Genomic DNA, 17270 nt, shown 5'->3' on the forward strand with positions numbered 1-17270 from the left:
CAATGGGCGCGCCCATCGTCGAGATCCGCAAGCTCTGGACGATCTTCACATCGCCCGACGGCGATCAGGTCGTGCATCGCGATCTCGATCTCGACATCCGGCGCGGCGAGGTGCTGTCGCTGGTCGGCGGCTCCGGCACCGGCAAGACGGTGCTGCTGCGGCAGATCCTGGGGCTCGAACATCCCTCACGCGGTGAAGTCAGCGTGCTCGGCCAGCGGCCGGGGCAACTCGGTGCGACCGGTGCAGCCAAGGTCGGCATGCTGTTCCAGCGCGGCGCGCTGTTCTCGGCTTTCAGCGTGCTGGAGAACATCGCCTTTCCGCTCCGCGAACTCAAGCTGCTGCCCGATGCGCTGATCCGTGATGCGGCGCTGGTCAAGCTGCAGATGGTCGGGCTCGGGCCGGAGCATGCGAACAAGAGCCCTTCGGCGCTGTCGGGCGGGATGATCAAGCGCGTGGCGCTGGCGCGCGCGCTCATCATGGACCCGCCGCTGCTGCTGCTCGACGAGCCGACCGCCGGGCTCGACCCCGAAAGCGCCGACGAATTCTGTAATCTGCTGCGCGGCCTGCACCGCGAGCTGGAACTCACGGTGGTCATGGTCACGCACGACCTCGACACGCTGTTCGACCTGAGCACCCGCATCGCCGTGCTGGCCGACCGGAAGGTGATCGTCGCGGGCCTGCCGCGCGAAGTGATCGCCTTCGACCATCCGTTCATTCACGAATACTTCGGCGGTGGGCGCGGCCGACGCGCGCTCGAAGCCCTGGAAGAGAAAAGGTAACGCCATGGAAAACAAGGCCCACGCCCTCGCAGCCGGCGCCTTCGTGCTCGGACTGATCGCCGTGCTGGTCGCGCTGGTGGTCTGGTTCACGCGCGACAACACGGTGCGCAACACCTATGAACTTTCCACGCGCGATGCCGTCAGCGGACTGCAGCCGCAGGCGATGGTGCGCTATCGCGGCATCGCGGTCGGCAAGGTGTCGTCGATCGACTTCGACCCAAAGACCAAGGGCAACGTGCGCGTGCGGATCATGGTCGACCGCAAGGTGCCGCTCACCACGTCGAGCTTCGCCACGCTGAGCTACCAGGGCGTGACCGGGCTGGCCTTCATCGCGCTGGACGACAAGGGCGAATCGCAGGTCTCTCTGGTGCCCGACGAGGCGAATCCGCCACAGATTCCGCTGCGGCCGTCGATGCTGTCGACGCTGCAGGACCGCGGCGACGCGATCCTCAAGCAGGTCGAGCAGGTGACCGCGCGCGCCAACACGCTGATGGGCGACGCGAACCAGAAGCGCATCGCCGACGCATTGGAGAACATCGCGCAGGCCGCGGCCAGCGCCAACCAGCTCACGAAGCAGCTCGACACGACCGTCAGGAGCGGCCTCAACCCGGCGCTGGCCGCACTGCCGCCGCTGGTCGACCGCACGCGCGACACGATGGGCGCGCTGAAGACGGCGGCGAGCGATGTTTCGCGCGTGTCGAACAACCTCAACACCACCGTCAGCCGGCTGAATGCGAGCGGCGGGCCGATCGACCGTCTGGGCGACGGCACGCAGGCGCTCGGCCAGGCGGTCGAGTCGTTCAACAACGCGACGTTGCCGCGCCTGAATCGCGTGGCGGAAGACACGTCGCGCGCCGTGCGCCGGCTCGGCCGCGCGGCCGACGGCATCAACGACAACCCGCAATCGCTGCTGTTCGGCAACGGCGGCACGCCGGCAGGGCCCGGCGAAGCCGGGTTTTCGACACCTGCCGCAGCGGCCACATCGACTCAGCCATGAAGACTCCAATGACACATCGCATTCGTTCGTCCGTCGCGTTGACCTGCGTGCTGGCGCTGCTCGCCGGCTGCGGCGCCTTGCCCGAGAAGCCGGCGCGTTCGACGCTGTACGACTTCGGTCCGGGGCTGGTCGCACCGGCTACCGCAGTCGCTCCCGGCGCTGCGAATTCGCTGCCGACACTGGCGCTGGCGGAAGTCGAATCGTCGGCTCGCCTCGAAGGCACCCAGGTTCTGTATCGCCTCGGTTATGCCGACGCCAACGAGCTGCGCCCGTATGGCCAGGCGCGCTGGAGCGTCGCCCCGACGCAGCTGGTCCAGCAGCGCCTGCGAAGCGCGCTTTCGGCGAATCGGACGGTGCTGGGCACCGAGGAAAGCGCGACGCTGGCGCGTGCGCAAGGCAACCGCCCGAACACGCTGCGTATTTCGCTCGACGAATTCACGCACTACTTCGCTACGCCGACCTCCAGCACCGGGCTCGTGCGCCTGCGTGCGACGCTGGTGCAGGGCACGGCAGGCGGCGACCGCGTGATCGCGCAGCGCATTTTCATGGCCCAGCGCCCGGCGCCGAGCGCGGATGCGGCAGGCGGCGTCAAGGCACTGGCTGCGGCCAGCGATGCGGCGATTGCGGAGATCGTGGCCTGGGTCGATGCTGCGCCGCGCTGAAGTGCAGCAGATGTTCAGCCGACCACGCGCCCCAGCGCCGGAAACAGCTTCCCCAGCCCGTCGGCCATCACTTCCACAGCCAGCGCAGCCAGGATCAGACCCATCAGCCGCGTCATCACGTTGATGCCGGTCTTGCCCAGCACCCGCGCGATCGGCTCGGCGAGCGAGAACGCCACGCCGGTCGCGATGCCGATCACGACGCCGTAGCCCACCAGTACCAGCAACTGCCAGAAGTTCTGCGTCTTCTCGGCATAGATCACCACCGTCGACATCGTGGCCGGCCCGGTGAGCAGCGGAATCGTCAGCGGCACGACCGCGATCGACGCGCCGAGCGAGGCCTTGATCTCGGTCGCGCGGATCTCTTCCTTGCTGGTCTTGGCTTCGGCCGGCTGCGCGTTCAGCATGTTGAGCGAGCTCATCAGCAGCAGCAATCCGCCGCCGACCTGAAAACTTGCGATGGTGATGCCGAAGAAGCCGAGCAATTGCAGACCCAGCAGCGCACTCACGCCGATCACGACGAACGCGCTGAACGCAGCGACCCAGGCCGTGCGTTGGCGCTGGCGGTCGCTGTAGCCCTGCGTGTAGTGGATGAAGAACGGCACGATCGCCAGCGGATTGACGATCGCCAGCAGCGTGATCAGCGGCTTGATCAGGTCCATCGACGGCACCGTGATCGCCATCAGCGGCCTCCGGAGACGTCGAGCAGTGCGCCGGTGGTGTAGCTGGCTTCGGCCGAGATCAGCCAGACGATGGCCGTGGCGATCTCCTCGGGCCTGCCGATCCGCCGCATCGGAACAACCGGCGCCAGCCGGTGGGCGCGTTCGGGCTGGCCGCCGGAAGCGTGGATGTCGGTGTCGATCAGGCCCGGTCGCACCGCATTCACGCGGATGCCCTCGTCGGCGACTTCCTTGGCCAGTCCGAGCGTGAAGCTGTCGATCGCGCCCTTGCTGGCTGCGTAGTCGACATATTCGCCCGGCCCGCCGACCCGCGCCGCGACGCTGGAGACGTTGATGATGGCACCGCCGGTGCCGCCGTGCTTGGTGCTCATCCGCCGCACCGCTTCGCGCGCACAGACGAAGCTGCCGACGATGTTGATGCGGAACATGCGCGTGAGCCGCTCGACACTCATTTCGTCGACCCGCGCCTTCACGTCGACCACGCCCGCGTTGTTGACCAGCGCGGTGAGCCGGCCGAGCTTTGCGTCGATCTTTTCGAACATCGCCATCACCTGCGATTCGTCGCCGACATCGGCCTGGACGGCGATCGCCGTGCCGCCGGCCGCGCGGATGGCGCGCACCACCTCGTCGGCCGCCAGCGAGTTGCTGGTGTAGTTCACCGCCACCGCATGACCGCGTTGCGCGGCGAGGAGGGCGGTCGCGGCGCCGATGCCGCGGCTGCCGCCGGTGATCAAAAGCACTTGCTGGTTCAAAGCCCGCCTCCTGCACAAAAGCTGCGCGTCAGTTAAAAAACGTCCCCGGATTACATCATCGAGGACCCGCCATGACGCAAGTCGATTACTACTTCACGCCACAAAGCCCGTGGACCTACCTCGGTCACGCGCGCTTTTCAGCGCTGCTCAAGGCTGCGGGCGCCACGGTGCGCGTGCGGCCGATCGATTTCGGCGCGGTGTTTCCGGTGTCGGGCGGCCTGCCGCTCGGCAAGCGGGCGCCGCAGCGGCAGGCCTACCGGCTGGTCGAGATGACGCGTTTTTCGGAGCAACTCGACGTCGAGCTGAACCCGAAGCCGAAGTTCTTCCCGGTGTCTTCGGACGATGCCGCCCGGCTCATCATCGCGGTCGACATGCACGACGGCGCCGATGCCGCGATGCGTCTCTGCGCCGCTGTCTTCGCCGCGGTGTGGGTGCACGAGCGCAACATCGCCGATCCGGCCGTGCTGGAGGCGCTGGTCGCAGAAAGCGGTCTGCCGGCAAAGCGTTTCGAACAGTCGCACAGCCAGGCGGTGCAGGAGCGCTATGAAGCCGACACGAAGGAAGCCATCGACGCCGGCGTCTTCGGGGCACCGAGCTACGTCATCGACGGCGAGATTTTCTGGGGCCAGGACCGGCTCGATTTCGTCGAGCGCGCACTGCGGCGCTGACCCGTCGACAGAACACTGATTTCACCAACCACAAGGAGCATGACCATGGGTCAATTCATCGATCTCACCGCCAAAGACGGTTTCACCTTCCCGGCCTACGTGGCCGAGCCCGCCGGCCAGCCGAAGGGCGCCGTCGTCGTCCTGCAGGAAATCTTCGGCGTCAATTCGCACATGCGCTCGGTGGCGGACGGCTATGCGGCAGCGGGCTATCTGGCCGTCGCACCGGCAACCTTCCATCGCGTGAAGCCGGGCGTCGAACTCGGCTACACCGATGCCGACATGCAGGCCGGCTTCGCCCTAAAGACCGATGTCGAGGCGCTGCCGGCACCCGGCGTGATGCAGGACGTTCAGGCTGCCGTCGACTACGCCGCGCGCGGCGGCAAGGTCGGCATCGTCGGCTATTGCTGGGGCGGCCTGCTGACTTGGCGTGCGGCGTCGGACGTGACAGGCATCGCGGCCGCAGCGCCTTACTACGGCGGCGGCATGACGATGCCCGACGAAATCGCGCGCCAACCGAAGGTGCCGGTTCTGGCCCAGTTCGGCAACCAGGACCACTGGATTCCGCTCGACAGCATCGAGGCCTTCAAGGCAGCGCATCCGGACGTGACCGTGCATGTCTATCCCACGGGCCACGGCTTCAACTGCGATCAGCGCGGCTCGTACAACGCCGAGGCGGCGGCCACCGCCAAGGAACGCACGCTGGCTTTCTTCGCCGAACATCTCGGCTGACACTGTTTGCGGCAGGGGCGAACCAGCGAATGAGGGTCCGCGGATTGTTCGCGATTCGTGAACGCCGTGGTTCCTTTCGGAGGCGTTTCCAGGGGGTGATCGAGTTCAAAATTCGTTCACAGGCAGGCAAACACCGCAAGCCTGACAACCCCAAGGAAAATCAAGATGACCGCCTCCAAGATCCTCGCCGCCGCTGCCTTCTCCCTGCTTGCAGTTGCCGGCGCACATGCCGATGTGTATGACAACATCCCCAACTTCCCGGGCACCAGCCAGGTTTCCCGTGCCGAAGTGAGCTCCGGTGCATACACCGCTGCCCGCAGCAGCGACCCGTACCGCGAAGGCGCGACCGCATCGATGCAGCCTTCGCGCACATCGACGGTCGATCGTGCTTCGGTTCGCGAGCAGGCCATTGCTGCCGCCCATGCCAAGAACCAGACCGTGCAAGCTTCGTCGTACGTCAACAGCCGCGCTCCGTCGTCGCTGTAAGCCAGACGTCAGGCCCGATCCCGGGTCTGTTCGCTTCCAGCTGACTTGAGCCGTGCAACGCGCAAGCGTTGCACGGCTTTTCCACGTCAGGCGCCCGACTTGTCTTCTTCAAGTCCCTTGTCGATGTCCAGCATCGACCGGCCGACCGCCTGGCCACGGTCGATCAGTTGCTGCGCCGCATGGGTCTTGTCGCGCGCTTCGCGGTTCTGGCTCAGCTTGAACTTGCCGACGATCTTCGTGACGACGATCTCGATGCCGACGATGTTCTTCAGCATGCCGTCGATGTAGTCGGGCGCCGAATCGGTCATGCGCCACGGTTTGGCGTCGCCGGTCTGGCGCTCGTGCGTGCGGGTCAGGCGCGCGACCACGCCGCGCACGTACTTCTCGTCGTCGTGGAAGACCAGCTCGCCGTGCACATGCACGACCTGGTAGTTCCAGGTCGGCACCTGCCGGTGCGTCTCGTGCTTGCTCGGGTACCAGTTCGGCGAAAGGTAGGCCTGAGGGCCCTGGAAGATGACGAGCACATCGCGCTTTCCTGCGGCGCTGTCTTTCTCCTCGCTCCAGACCGGGTTCGCCCTCGCCACATGGCCGATCAGCCTGCCACCGCTGCCGAAACCGGGCTCGAATTCGAACGGAACGTGGTTGGCATCCAGCCCGCCCGGCCCGTGCGTCACCAGCGTGCCGAGCGGATGACCGGTGATGAGCGCATGCAGCACCTCCGGACGGGTTTCCGCGAACCAGGGAGGAACGTACATGGCGGTCTTTCTTTGCCGGGCAGGCAGGGTTCAGCGCTTCGCGCGAGGTTTGTCGCCGAGGCGGGTTTCAAGGAAATCCAGCAGTGCGCGCAGGGCAGCGCTGTTGTGGCGCCGCTGCAGATAGGCGGCCGAAAGCCACACGTCGCTTCGCGCGTAACTCTGCAGCACCGGCACGAGCTCGCCCGAGTCGATGTACGACTGCGTCAGCATGGAAGACAGGTAGATCACGCCGAATCCCTGCAGCGCGACCTCGATCAGTGGTGCCGACTCGGTGGAATCCATGCGGCTCCTGAGCGGTACGTCGATCGGCTGGCCTTCAGATTCGAAGCGCCAGTGCGGATGCGGTCCGAGCCGCGAATGCGTGAGCGCGTCGTGCTGCGCCAGGTCGGCGGGATGCGTCGGCGTGCCGTGCTTGCGCCAATACACGGGCGAAGCCAGTACGACCAGGTGGATCTGCTTCAGTCGCCGCACGATGAGGTTGTCGTCGACGATCGGGCCGTAGCGCAGCGCCACGTCAATCGCCTCTTCGGCCAGGTCGACGACCCGGTTGGTCAGTTGCAGGCTGATGCCGACTTCCGGGTAATGCCCGAGGAACCGGGCCAGCAAGGTCGGCAGGTTGCCCTGGCCCATCCCGTGCGGTGCCGAAATCCGCAGCCGCCCGGTCGGCCGGCTCGCGTGCTCCTGGATCTCGGCGCGGGTCAGCGCCATCATTTCCATCACCGGCACGCTGCGCTTGAGCAGCAGCGCGCCGGCATCGGTCATGCTCACCGAGCGCGTCGACCGGTTCAGCAGACGCACGCCGAGGCGCTTCTCCAATTCGGCGACATATTTGCTGACGGTGGCCTTCGACATGCCGAGCCGCGTCGCCGCGCGCGAAAAGCTGCCTTGCTCTGCGACGTCGCGGAAGGTCTTGAGCAGGTCGAGGGTGTCCATCCGCGTCGTCCAAGGCGTCGGCTAGCGCGTGGTGCGCGCGAGATAGCGCTTGCGCCAGAAGACCAGGATCAGCGCAAGCGCGGTGAAGCCCATCGAGCCCATCGCGATCCAGAAACCGTCGGCCTTGTGCACCAGCGGAATGAATTCGAAGTTCATGCCGAAGATGCCGGCGATGAGGTTGAGCGGCAGGAAGATGGCCGTGAGCACGGTCAGCACCCGCATGATGTCGTTGGTGCGGTGACTCTGGACGCTGAAATGCATTTGCACGGCGGTTTCGGCGTTCTGCTCCAGCCGGCGCACGTGATGCACGACGCGTTCGATGTGTTCCAGCACGTCGCGGCTGCGGACCAGCGTGAGTTCTCGCTCGCGGGCGTCGGCAGGCGTTTCGGGCGGCGGCAGCGTTTCGACGGCGTCGATCCAGTCCTGTACGGCGGCGCGCTGGTCTTCGCAGATCTCGTCGAGATGGTGCAGCGCATGGCGCGCTTCCATGAGCGCGCTCCAGTTGGTGAAGCGGCTGCGCGGATCGATCAGCTCGGCCTGCCAGTGATCGAGCTGGCGCGTGAGTTCGCGTCGCAGGTCGAGATAGCCGTCGACGATCTGGTTGACGACGCGCAGCATCAGGTCGGCCGGACCGGTCGGCACGCGGGCGCTCACGGCGCGGATGTCGAGTGCCGGCGCTGCGGCGCCATTGCGCGTCGACGCTGCCGCCGCGAGCAGTTTCTGCGCATAGACATCGCGCGCGGCGCCGTCTTCCGGATGCACGGAAAGCAGCACCCGATCGAAAACCGCGAAGCCGACCGGGCGCGTGTCGACTCGCCGCAGCACCGGCGGGCCGGTGCGCAGCGTCGGCGGCGGATCGGAGCCGGCGGTCGCAGCCGTTGCAGCAACCGCGCTGGCCGAAAGCCGTCGAAACACCAGAACGTCGTACAACGAGGTGTAGTCGTAGTGCGACGGCAACTGGTCGTTCAGCAGATCGCTCACATGCAGGTCGACCAGCGTCGCGCCGCTGAGCGATTGAAGGATGGCCTGGACGGTGGCGAGTTCGGCGCGAAACTCCTCCCGCGTGAGCGACAGCCACAGATAGCCGTCGCGGCAGGCGCCGGGCAGCGCAAGCGGCGCCAGCGCGTCGTGTTCATCGACGTGCGAGCCGGTAATCTCGAAAAGGCGCATGGAAGGCGGGCGGCTCTCTGATTAAATCAACGCTGGTCGCGCAGCGCACGCGCTGCATCGATCGCGAAATACGTCAGCACGCCATCGGCGCCGGCGCGTTTGAAGGCGAGCAGGCTTTCCAGCATCACCGCATCGTGGTCGAGCCAGCCGTTCTGCGCCGCCGCCTTCAGCATCGCGTACTCGCCACTCACCTGGTAGGCGAAAGTCGGAACGCGGAACTCGTCCTTCACGCGGCGGACGATGTCCAGATAGGGCATGCCGGGCTTGACCATCACCATGTCGGCGCCTTCGGCGATGTCGATCGCCACTTCGCGCAAAGCCTCGTCGCTGTTGCCGGCGTCCATCTGGTAGACCTTCTTGTTGCTCTTGCCGAGGTTGGCGGCCGAGCCGACGGCGTCGCGGAACGGGCCGTAGAAGGCGCTCGCGTACTTGGCGCTGTACGCCATGATCCGCGTGTGGATGTCGCCGTTGGCCTCGAGCGCGTCGCGGATCGCGCCGATGCGGCCGTCCATCATGTCGCTCGGCGCGACGATGTCGACGCCGGCTTCCGACTGTGTGAGTGCCTGCTTCACAAGTACCTCGACGGTGGCGTCGTTCAGGATGTAGCCGGAGTCGTCCAAGAGGCCGTCCTGGCCGTGGCTGGTGTAGGGGTCGAGTGCGACGTCGGTCATGATGCCCAGCTCCGGAAAACGCGACTTCAGTGCGGCGACCACGCGCGGGATCAGGCCCTCCGGGTTGAATGCCTCGTCGCCGTCCGGTGTCTTGAGGCTCGCATCGACCACCGGGAACAACGCCATCACCGGAATGCCCAGCGCCACGCATTCCTCGGCCAGCGGCAGCAACATATCCAGGCTCAGGCGGTCGACGCCAGGCATCGACGAAACCGCATCGCGACGGCGCTCGCCTTCCTGCACGAAGACCGGATAGATCAGGTCGTGCGCGGTGAGGGCGTTTTCTCGAACCAGGTTGCGCGTGAAAGCGTCGCGGCGCAGGCGACGAGGACGGCCGGCGGGGAAGGGTGCATGGAAGTTGGCATGGACAGTCATGGCGCAAATTGTGTCCGATGCGCCTTCCGGACGATTTCCGAGGGGTCGCGAAAGTGTCAATAAACCCTTACAAAGCGCTTGATACGTTCTTGGCGCTTTGTTAAATTCTCTTTCGGACGGCTTGCCGTTCCCCGCTTTTCCTCCCTGAGCGGGTGCCTCGATGTGTGACAGCAAGAAGGCTTCCCAGCCCGACGTGCATTCGTCGGGCTTTTTTTTGCCTGTGAGATATCGGGGCTTGCCGTCACTACACTGCCGGCCATGCTCTGGATCAAATCGCTTCACATCGTCTTCATCGCCAGCTGGTTCGCCGGCCTCTTCTATCTACCGCGCATCTTCGTCAACCTGGCGCAGGTGCCGGCGAACTCCAACGCCGAACGGGCGCGTCTGCTGCTGATGGCGCGCAAGCTTCTGCGCTTCACCACGATCCTGGCGGTGCCGGCGGTGCTGCTGGGCGCCTGGCTGTGGATGGGTTGCGGCATCGGGCGTGGTCCCGGCAACGGCTGGATGCATGCCAAGCTGGCGCTGGTCGTGCTTGCCATCGGCTATCACCACGGCTGCGGCGTGCTGCTGCGGCGCTTCGTTGCCGGCACCAACCGGCGCAGCCACGTCTTCTACCGGTGGTTCAACGAAGTGCCGGTCGTCTTGCTTCTGGCGATCGTGATACTGGTTGTCGTCAAGCCGTTCTGAACGTGGCGGCGCGCCATAAATCGGCCGCGCTGCCGCTGACGCTGGCCTACGCGGCGCTGATTTTCTACGCGAGCCTCTATCCGTTCGCCGACTGGCGCGACCAGGGTATTGCGCCGTGGGCCTACCTGACGGCGGCATGGCCCAAGTACTGGACCGGTTTCGACTTCGGCGTCAACGTCGCCGGTTACGTACCGCTGGGTTTTCTGGCCGCGCTGGCGGTGCTGCGCACCCGGCCCGAGGCAGGCGTCTGGCAGGCCGTATGGCGCGCGACGCTCATAGGCGGCGCGATTTCTTTTGCGATGGAAACGCTGCAGAGCTATTTGCCGGTGCGGATTCCATCGAATGTCGACCTGGGGCTGAACGCATCGGGTGCTCTCCTCGGCGCTGTGCTGGCTGCCGCGCTGGAGCGTCTCGGCGCAGTCGCGCGCTGGACGCGCGTCCGCGAGAAGTGGTTCGTCGACGATGCGCGCGGCGGTCTGGTGCTGCTGGCGCTCTGGCCGATCGCGCTGCTGTTTCCGGCGGCCGTGACGTTCGGGCTGGGGCAGGTTTTCGAGCGTCTCGAAACCGCCATCGCCGAATGGCTCGTCGATACGCCCTTCCTCGAATGGCTGCCGCTGCGCGAATTCGAACTCGAGCCTCTGGTGCCGGGCGTCGAAATGCTCTGCGTGTTGCTTGGCGCGCTCGTACCGTGCCTGCTGGCTTTCACCGTCGCGCGCTCGGTGACGCAGCGCGCGGTGCTGCTCGCGTTGACGCTGGCTGCCGGCATTGCGGCCAGCGCGTTGTCGGCGGCGCTGAGCTACGGCCCGGAGCATGCGTGGGCCTGGCTCAGCATGCCGGTGCAGTTCGGCATTGCGGGCGCGCTGATCGTCGGCGTGCTGTTGCTCGGTGCGCGGCGGCGGCTTTGCGCGGCATTGCTGCTGATGGCGCTGATGGTGCATCTGAGCCTGCTCAACCAGGCGCCGGAGAGCGCGTATTTCGCGCAGACGCTGGCGAACTGGGAACAGGGCCGCTTCATCCGCTTCCACGGCCTCGCCCAATGGCTCGGCTGGCTCTGGCCCTTTGCGACCATGGGCTACGTCCTGACACGGGTGTCGGGGCGCTCCGGCCAAACCTAGAATCGTCCGATGCCCAGTCAAAACACACCCGCTGACGCTGTCGGCGACGCAAGCTACTACGAACGCCACATCTTCTTCTGCCTCAACGAGCGGAAGGGCGGCGAAGATTCCTGCGCTCTCCACGATGCTCAGGCTGGTTTCGATCGCTGCAAGTCGCGTGTCAAGGAACTCGGACTTTCGGGCGTCGGCAAGGTCCGCGTCAACAAGGCCGGCTGCCTGGACCGCTGCGCCGGCGGTCCGGTGGCGGTGGTGTACCCGGAAGGCGTCTGGTACACCTTCGTCGACAAGTCGGACATCGACGAGATCGTCGAGTCGCACCTGCAGAACGGCCAGGTCGTCGAGCGGCTGGTGCTGCCGCCGGACGTCGGTCGCTGAGCACACGCGTCGTCAAACCATGAATTCCCAGACCGAAAAACTGATTCTCGAAGGCGCAGCCGGCGCCATCGAAGCGCAGCGAGACCGTCCCGCCGAAGGGACGACACCGCGCGGCGTGGCCGTCATCGCACATCCGCATCCGCTGTTCGGCGGCACGATGGACAACAAGGTCGTGCAGACGCTTGCGCGCGCCTTCATTTCCAGCGGCTGGACGGCCGTGCGCTTCAACTTTCGCGGCGTCGGTGCGAGCCAGGGCGTGCACGACGAAGGCCGTGGCGAAACCGACGACTACCGGGCGGTCGTCGCGCAGGTCGCGCCTGCCGGTGCGCTGGCCGTTGCAGGGTTTTCGTTCGGCGCTTTCGTGGCGATCAACGCACTGCAGACGCTGTGGACCGAACGCGAGGTGTCGAACATCGCGCTGATCGGCGCGAGCGTCGCCCGGGTGCTTCCTCCTCCGCTGCCGGAAGGCTCGGGCGAGCGCGCGCTCGTCGTGCACGGCGAAGCGGACGACACGGTGGCCCTTTCGGCCGTCATGGATTGGGCGAGGCCGCAGTCACTCCCTGTCACAGTCGTTCCCGGGGGAGGCCATTTCTTTCACGGACAATTGCCGTTGCTCAAGCATCTCGTCGCCCGCCATCTTCGCGCAGGCTAGTTTTTCGGTCTTTCCAGCTTTTCCTCCCCCAATGAATCGTTTCTCCGTTGCGCTCCGTGCGCTGATGGCGGCTGCCGCCACATCGTTCTGCATGTTCGCCGCCGCGCAGGTGCCGGTGCCGCCAGAGATCGCGGCGCGCAGCTATCTGCTGCTCGACGTCACTGCCAACCAGATGCTGGCGCAGAAGGACATCGACAGCCCGGTCGAGCAGGCTTCGCTGACCAAGCTGATGTCGGCCTATCTGGTCTTCGACGCGCTCAAGGCCAAGAAGCTGACGCTCACGCAGACGCTGCCGGTCAGCATCCGCGCCTGGAAGATGCCGGGTTCGCGCATGTTCGTCGACCCGAAGATGCAGGTGCCGGTCGACGACCTGATCAAGGGAATGATCGTCCAGTCGGGCAACGACGCGACCAACGTGCTGGCCGAAGGCGTCGGCGGCACGATCGAGCATTTCGTCGAACTCATGAACACGCAGGCCAAGGCGCTCGGCATGAACGGCACCAGCTACAAGAATGCCGAAGGTCTCACCGCGCCCGGTCACACCACGACCGCCCGCGACCTGAGCATCGTCGCGACACGCCTGATGCGCGATTTCCCGGAGTACATGCATTACTACGCGATCAAGAAGTACCGCTACCCGGGCACGCCGTCGACCAACGACACCAACCGCAATCTGCTGCTGTTCCGCGACCCGACCGTCGACGGCCTGAAGACAGGCCACACCGAGGCCGCCGGCTACTGCATGGTCGTCACCGCCAAACGCGATTTCCCCAACATCAGCGGCGGGCGTCGCCTGCTGACGATCGTGCTCGGCGCGTCCAGCGAAAACGCACGTGCCACCGAATCGCAGAAACTGATCAACTGGGGCTACACGGCTTATGACGCAGTGCGGCTGTTCGAGGCCAACCAGCCGGCAGCGACGCCTGCGGTCTGGAAGGGGAAGTCGGACACGCTGAAGCTGGGCCGCACCGAGGCCATCATCGTCGCGGTGCCCGCTGGTTCCGCCACCAGGATCAAGACGCAGATCGCACGTCCGGAGCCGCTGGTGGCACCGTTCGCCAAGAACCAGCCGGTCGGTACGCTGAAGGTGATGCTGGGCGACGAGCCGGTCACCGAGGTGCAGCTGGTCGCGCTCGAAGCAGTCGAACAGGCCGGCATCCTGGGCCGCGCCTGGGACGCCGTCCGGCTCTGGATCAAGTAGGCGGCGCAGACGCTGCTATACTCGCGGGCTTTTCGGAAAAAACCGAAGGGTTTCACGTTTTTGTCATTTCCCGGTTCCTCGTGTCACGGCGAGGGTCACGATCGGGATGTTTTGGGATTCATTCATTCATGCCAACCATCAATCAACTGGTGCGTCAGGGTCGAACGGTCGAAACGATCAATTCGAAAAGCCCTGCCATGCAGAACTCGCCGCAGCGTCGCGGTGTCTGCACCCGGGTCTACACCACGACCCCAAAGAAGCCGAATTCGGCGCTTCGTAAAGTTGCCAAGGTTCGCCTGACCAACGGCTTCGAAGTCATCTCCTACATCGGCGGCGAAGGCCACAACCTGCAGGAACACAGCGTCGTGCTGGTTCGCGGCGGTCGTGTCAAGGACCTGCCAGGTGTTCGCTACCACATCGTGCGCGGTTCGCTCGACTTGCAAGGCGTGAAAGACCGCAAGCAGTCACGTTCCAAGTACGGCGCGAAGCGCCCCAAGAAGGCTTAATTCCTTCTGTATTTCATTCAGCGGTGTTCGAAGTGCCTTGGCGGGCGCGTCGGACGAAGTGACCCGATTTTGGGTCGAGTAAGTGAGAGTTCTTGTTGGCTCTCGCGGCACCGGAAACGGCGCCAACTGAAGCAAAGAGGTTAGTAACATGCCACGTCGTCGCGAAGTCCCCAAACGTGAAATCCTGCCGGACCCGAAGTTCGGCAATGTCGAGCTGTCCAAATTCATGAACGTGATCATGGAAGGCGGCAAGAAGGCGATCGCCGAACGCATCATCTACGGTGCGCTCGACCAGATCGAGAAGAAGAACCCGGGCAAGGACCCGGTCGAAGCCTTCACCATGGCCATCAACAATGTGAAGCCGATGGTCGAAGTGAAGTCGCGCCGCGTCGGTGGCGCGAACTACCAGGTGCCTGTCGAAGTGCGCCCGGTCCGTCGCCTGGCGCTGTCGATGCGCTGGATCAAGGAAGCCGCTCGCAAGCGCGGCGAGAAGTCGATGGCCCTGCGTCTGGCCAACGAACTCATGGAAGCCACCGAAGGTCGTGGCGGCGCCATGAAGAAGCGTGACGAAGTGCACCGCATGGCAGAAGCCAACAAGGCATTCAGCCACTTCCGCTTCTAAAAACGTCCTTTCAATCAGACAGGCTGGAAGCCCGACCCGCCGTGTGGCGGGCGGGCTTTCAGCCGTTAACGGAGTAAATTTTCATGGCACGCAAGACCCCCATCGAGCGCTATCGCAACATCGGTATTTCCGCGCACATCGATGCCGGCAAGACCACGACGACCGAGCGCATCCTGTTCTATACCGGTGTGAACCACAAGATCGGCGAAGTGCACGACGGCGCCGCGACCATGGACTGGATGGAGCAGGAACAGGAACGCGGCATCACGATCACGTCCGCTGCCACGACCTGTTTCTGGAAGGGCATGGCCGGTACGTTCGACGAACACCGCATCAACATCATCGACACCCCCGGTCACGTGGACTTCACGATTGAAGTCGAGCGCTCGATGCGCGTGCTCGACGGCGCCGTGATGGTGTACGACGCGGTCGGCGGCGTCCAGCCCCAGTCCGAAACCGTCTGGCGTCAGGCCAACAAGTACAAGGTTCCGCGTCTCGCGTTCGTCAACAAGATGGACCGTACCGGCGCCGACTTCCTGCGCGTTCGCCAGATGATGGTCGACCGCCTGAAGGCCAACCCGGTCGTGATCCAGATCCCGATCGGTGCCGAAGACCGTTTCCAGGGCATCGTCGACCTCGTGAAGATGAAGGCGATCTACTGGGACGAAGACAAGGGTGTGACCTTCACCTACAAGGACATCCCGGCCGATCTGGCCGACGTGTGTGCCGAGTATCACGAAAAGCTCGTCGAAGCGGCTGCCGAAGCCAGCGAAGAGCTGATGAACAAGTACCTCGAAGGCGAAGCGCTGACCGAGCTCGAGATCAAGGCTGCCATTCGTCAGCGTACGATCGCCGGCGAAATCCAGCCGATGCTCTGTGGCTCCGCGTTCAAAAACAAGGGCGTGCAAGCCATGCTCGACGCCGTCGTCGAGTACATGCCCGCACCGACCGACATTCCGCCGGTCAAGGGCATGGATGAAGACGAAGTCCCGACGACGCGCCGCGCCGACGACGACGAGAAGTTCTCCGCCCTCGCATTCAAGCTCATGACCGACCCGTTCGTCGGCCAGTTGACCTTCGTGCGCGTCTATTCCGGCGTGCTGAGCAAGGGCGACAGCGTCTACAACCCGGTGCGCGGCAAGAAAGAGCGTATCGGCCGGATCGTGCAGATGCACGCCAACAACCGCGTCGAAGTCAGCGAAATTCGCGCTGGCGACATCGCCGCCTGTATCGGCCTGAAGGAAGTGACCACGGGCGAAACCCTGTGTGATCCGGCTTCGATCCTGACGCTCGAGCGCATGGTATTCCCGGAATCCGTGATCTCGCAGGCCGTCGAGCCGAAGACCAAGGTCGACCAGGAAAAGATGGGCATCGCCCTCCAGCGCCTGGCACAGGAAGACCCGTCGTTCCGCGTCAAGACCGACGAAGAGTCGGGCCAGACCATCATCGCCGGCATGGGCGAACTGCATCTGGAAATCATCGTTGACCGCATGAAGCGCGAGTTCGGCGTCGAAGCCAACGTTGGCAAGCCGCAGGTCGCTTACCGCGAAACCATCCGAAAGACGGTCGAAGATGCCGAAGGCAAGTTCGTTCGCCAGTCGGGCGGCAAGGGCCAGTACGGTCACGTGATCCTGAAGATCGAGCCGCAGGAGTCGGGCAAGGGCTTCGAGTTCGTCGACGCGATCAAGGGCGGTGTGGTTCCTCGCGAATACATCCCTGCGGTCGAAAAGGGCGTGATCGAAGCACTGGGCCAGGGCGTGCTCGCCGGTTATCCGGTGGTCGACGTCAAGGTGACGCTGCATTTCGGTTCGTACCACGACGTGGACTCGAACGAAATGGCGTTCAAGATGGCTGCCATCTTCGGTTTCAAGGAAGGTTGCCGCAAGGCCAGCCCGGTCATCCTGGAACCCATGATGGCCGTGGAAGTCGAGACGCCTGAAGACTACGCCGGTAACGTGATGGGCGACCTGTCTTCACGTCGCGGCATGGTCCAGGGCATGGAAGACATGATGGGTGGCGGCAAGGCCATCAAGGCCGAAGTGCCGCTGTCGGAAATGTTCGGTTACTCGACCACGTTGCGTTCGATGTCGCAAGGTCGTGCAACGTACACGATGGAGTTCAAGCATTACAGCGAAGCTCCTCGCAACGTCGCAGAAGCCATCGTCGCCTCGCGCGCAAAGTAATTTCAAGAATGTGGGGCCTGCGCTGTGCGCGGCCCGACTTGTCTGCGATCCGGTGCCGTCCTGTTTCCGTGCGGGGCGATTCAGCAATCGGGTGCAGACATAAAACCAACACACGGACATGCTCTTTCAAGGATTGAAAAATGGCAAAAGGTAAATTCACCCGCACCAAGCCCCACGTGAACGTGGGCACGATCGGTCACGTCGACCATGGCAAGACCACGCTGACCGCTGCGATCGCAACGGTGCTGTCGGCCAAGTTCGGCGGCGAAGCCAAG

At 64.7% G+C, this 17270-nt stretch carries 21 protein-coding genes; 15 read left to right on the forward strand and 6 right to left on the reverse strand.

Annotation, left to right across the window (positions count from 1 at the left end):
- Positions 1–2 precede the first annotated feature (2 nt).
- From ACSFA3_RS18215 to ACSFA3_RS18225, 3 genes are read left to right on the forward strand one after another with little or no spacing between them, the layout of a single operon-like run.
- Complete coding sequence (locus tag ACSFA3_RS18215; RefSeq protein ID WP_435506882.1) at positions 3–779, forward strand: ABC transporter ATP-binding protein; 777 nt, start codon at positions 3–5, stop codon at positions 777–779.
- 4 nt (positions 780–783) lie between these two features.
- Entirely contained in the window at positions 784–1776 is a 993-nt protein-coding gene (locus ACSFA3_RS18220; RefSeq protein WP_435506883.1) for an MlaD family protein, read from the forward strand.
- Positions 1777–1784: 8 nt separating this feature from the next.
- The gene (locus ACSFA3_RS18225; protein ID WP_435506884.1) at positions 1785–2438 is read left to right on the forward strand and encodes an ABC-type transport auxiliary lipoprotein family protein; all 654 of its coding nucleotides are present in this window, start codon (positions 1785–1787) and stop codon (positions 2436–2438) included.
- Positions 2439–2452: 14 nt separating this feature from the next.
- Here the strand turns inward: ACSFA3_RS18225 and ACSFA3_RS18230 are convergent, their stop codons facing one another.
- The gene (locus ACSFA3_RS18230; protein WP_435506936.1) at positions 2453–3097 is read right to left on the reverse strand and encodes a MarC family protein; all 645 of its coding nucleotides are present in this window, start codon (positions 3095–3097) and stop codon (positions 2453–2455) included.
- A 20-nt stretch (positions 3098–3117) separates the two neighbouring features.
- Entirely contained in the window at positions 3118–3855 is a 738-nt protein-coding gene (locus tag ACSFA3_RS18235) for an SDR family oxidoreductase (protein ID WP_435506885.1), read from the reverse strand.
- 83 nt (positions 3856–3938) lie between these two features.
- Here ACSFA3_RS18235 and ACSFA3_RS18240 point away from each other — a divergent pair, with 83 nt between their 5' ends.
- The 3 genes from ACSFA3_RS18240 (at position 3939) to ACSFA3_RS18250 (ending at position 5750) form a co-directional block, all read left to right on the forward strand.
- The gene (locus tag ACSFA3_RS18240) at positions 3939–4535 is read left to right on the forward strand and encodes a 2-hydroxychromene-2-carboxylate isomerase (protein WP_435506886.1); all 597 of its coding nucleotides are present in this window, start codon (positions 3939–3941) and stop codon (positions 4533–4535) included.
- Between the two features lie 45 nt (positions 4536–4580).
- Positions 4581–5264 carry a dienelactone hydrolase family protein gene (locus ACSFA3_RS18245; protein WP_435506887.1) on the forward strand — a complete coding sequence of 228 codons (684 nt, stop codon included), beginning with the start codon at positions 4581–4583 and terminating at the stop codon, positions 5262–5264.
- Between the two features lie 165 nt (positions 5265–5429).
- Positions 5430–5750, forward strand: a complete 321-nt coding sequence (locus ACSFA3_RS18250; protein WP_435506888.1) for an alpha/beta hydrolase — start codon at positions 5430–5432, stop codon at positions 5748–5750.
- 86 nt (positions 5751–5836) lie between these two features.
- Here ACSFA3_RS18250 and ACSFA3_RS18255 read toward each other — a convergent pair whose 3' ends face one another.
- The 4 genes from ACSFA3_RS18255 to hemB are packed head-to-tail and all read right to left on the reverse strand — an operon-like array spanning position 5837 to position 9654.
- A complete protein-coding gene (locus ACSFA3_RS18255) occupies positions 5837–6505 on the reverse strand; it encodes an FMN-binding negative transcriptional regulator (RefSeq protein WP_435506889.1) in 669 nt (222 codons plus the stop codon).
- Between the two features lie 30 nt (positions 6506–6535).
- A complete protein-coding gene (locus ACSFA3_RS18260) occupies positions 6536–7438 on the reverse strand; it encodes a LysR family transcriptional regulator (RefSeq protein WP_435506890.1) in 903 nt (300 codons plus the stop codon).
- Positions 7439–7459: 21 nt separating this feature from the next.
- Positions 7460–8608 carry a magnesium transporter CorA family protein gene (locus tag ACSFA3_RS18265; protein ID WP_435506891.1) on the reverse strand — a complete coding sequence of 383 codons (1149 nt, stop codon included), beginning with the start codon at positions 8606–8608 and terminating at the stop codon, positions 7460–7462.
- Positions 8609–8634: 26 nt separating this feature from the next.
- Positions 8635–9654 (reverse strand): porphobilinogen synthase, encoded by a 1020-nt coding sequence (hemB, locus tag ACSFA3_RS18270; RefSeq protein ID WP_435506892.1) that lies wholly within the window; start codon positions 9652–9654, stop codon positions 8635–8637.
- A gap of 258 nt (positions 9655–9912) precedes the next feature.
- Here hemB and ACSFA3_RS18275 point away from each other — a divergent pair, with 258 nt between their 5' ends.
- The 9 genes from ACSFA3_RS18275 to ACSFA3_RS18315 form a co-directional block, all read left to right on the forward strand.
- A complete protein-coding gene (locus ACSFA3_RS18275; RefSeq protein WP_435506893.1) occupies positions 9913–10341 on the forward strand; it encodes a CopD family protein in 429 nt (142 codons plus the stop codon).
- Positions 10342–10343: 2 nt separating this feature from the next.
- A complete protein-coding gene (locus ACSFA3_RS18280; protein WP_435506894.1) occupies positions 10344–11456 on the forward strand; it encodes a VanZ family protein in 1113 nt (370 codons plus the stop codon).
- A 9-nt stretch (positions 11457–11465) separates the two neighbouring features.
- Positions 11466–11831 carry a (2Fe-2S) ferredoxin domain-containing protein gene (locus tag ACSFA3_RS18285; RefSeq protein ID WP_435506895.1) on the forward strand — a complete coding sequence of 122 codons (366 nt, stop codon included), beginning with the start codon at positions 11466–11468 and terminating at the stop codon, positions 11829–11831.
- 19 nt (positions 11832–11850) lie between these two features.
- Complete coding sequence (locus ACSFA3_RS18290; protein ID WP_435506896.1) at positions 11851–12483, forward strand: alpha/beta hydrolase; 633 nt, start codon at positions 11851–11853, stop codon at positions 12481–12483.
- Positions 12484–12514: 31 nt separating this feature from the next.
- Positions 12515–13684, forward strand: coding sequence for a D-alanyl-D-alanine carboxypeptidase family protein (locus tag ACSFA3_RS18295; RefSeq protein ID WP_435506897.1), 1170 nt, complete (start codon positions 12515–12517; stop codon positions 13682–13684).
- 128 nt (positions 13685–13812) lie between these two features.
- A complete protein-coding gene (rpsL, locus tag ACSFA3_RS18300) occupies positions 13813–14190 on the forward strand; it encodes a 30S ribosomal protein S12 (protein ID WP_435506898.1) in 378 nt (125 codons plus the stop codon).
- A gap of 148 nt (positions 14191–14338) precedes the next feature.
- Positions 14339–14812, forward strand: a complete 474-nt coding sequence (gene rpsG, locus ACSFA3_RS18305) for a 30S ribosomal protein S7 (protein WP_435448181.1) — start codon at positions 14339–14341, stop codon at positions 14810–14812.
- A gap of 83 nt (positions 14813–14895) precedes the next feature.
- Entirely contained in the window at positions 14896–16995 is a 2100-nt protein-coding gene (gene fusA / locus ACSFA3_RS18310; protein ID WP_435506899.1) for an elongation factor G, read from the forward strand.
- Positions 16996–17135: 140 nt separating this feature from the next.
- A partial coding sequence (locus ACSFA3_RS18315) for a GTP-binding protein (RefSeq protein ID WP_435506900.1) occupies positions 17136–17270 on the forward strand: 135 nt, incomplete at its 3' end.

It is taken from the genome of Variovorax glucosi (genome assembly GCF_051216695.1).
Lineage (GTDB): Bacteria > Pseudomonadota > Gammaproteobacteria > Burkholderiales > Burkholderiaceae_C > Variovorax.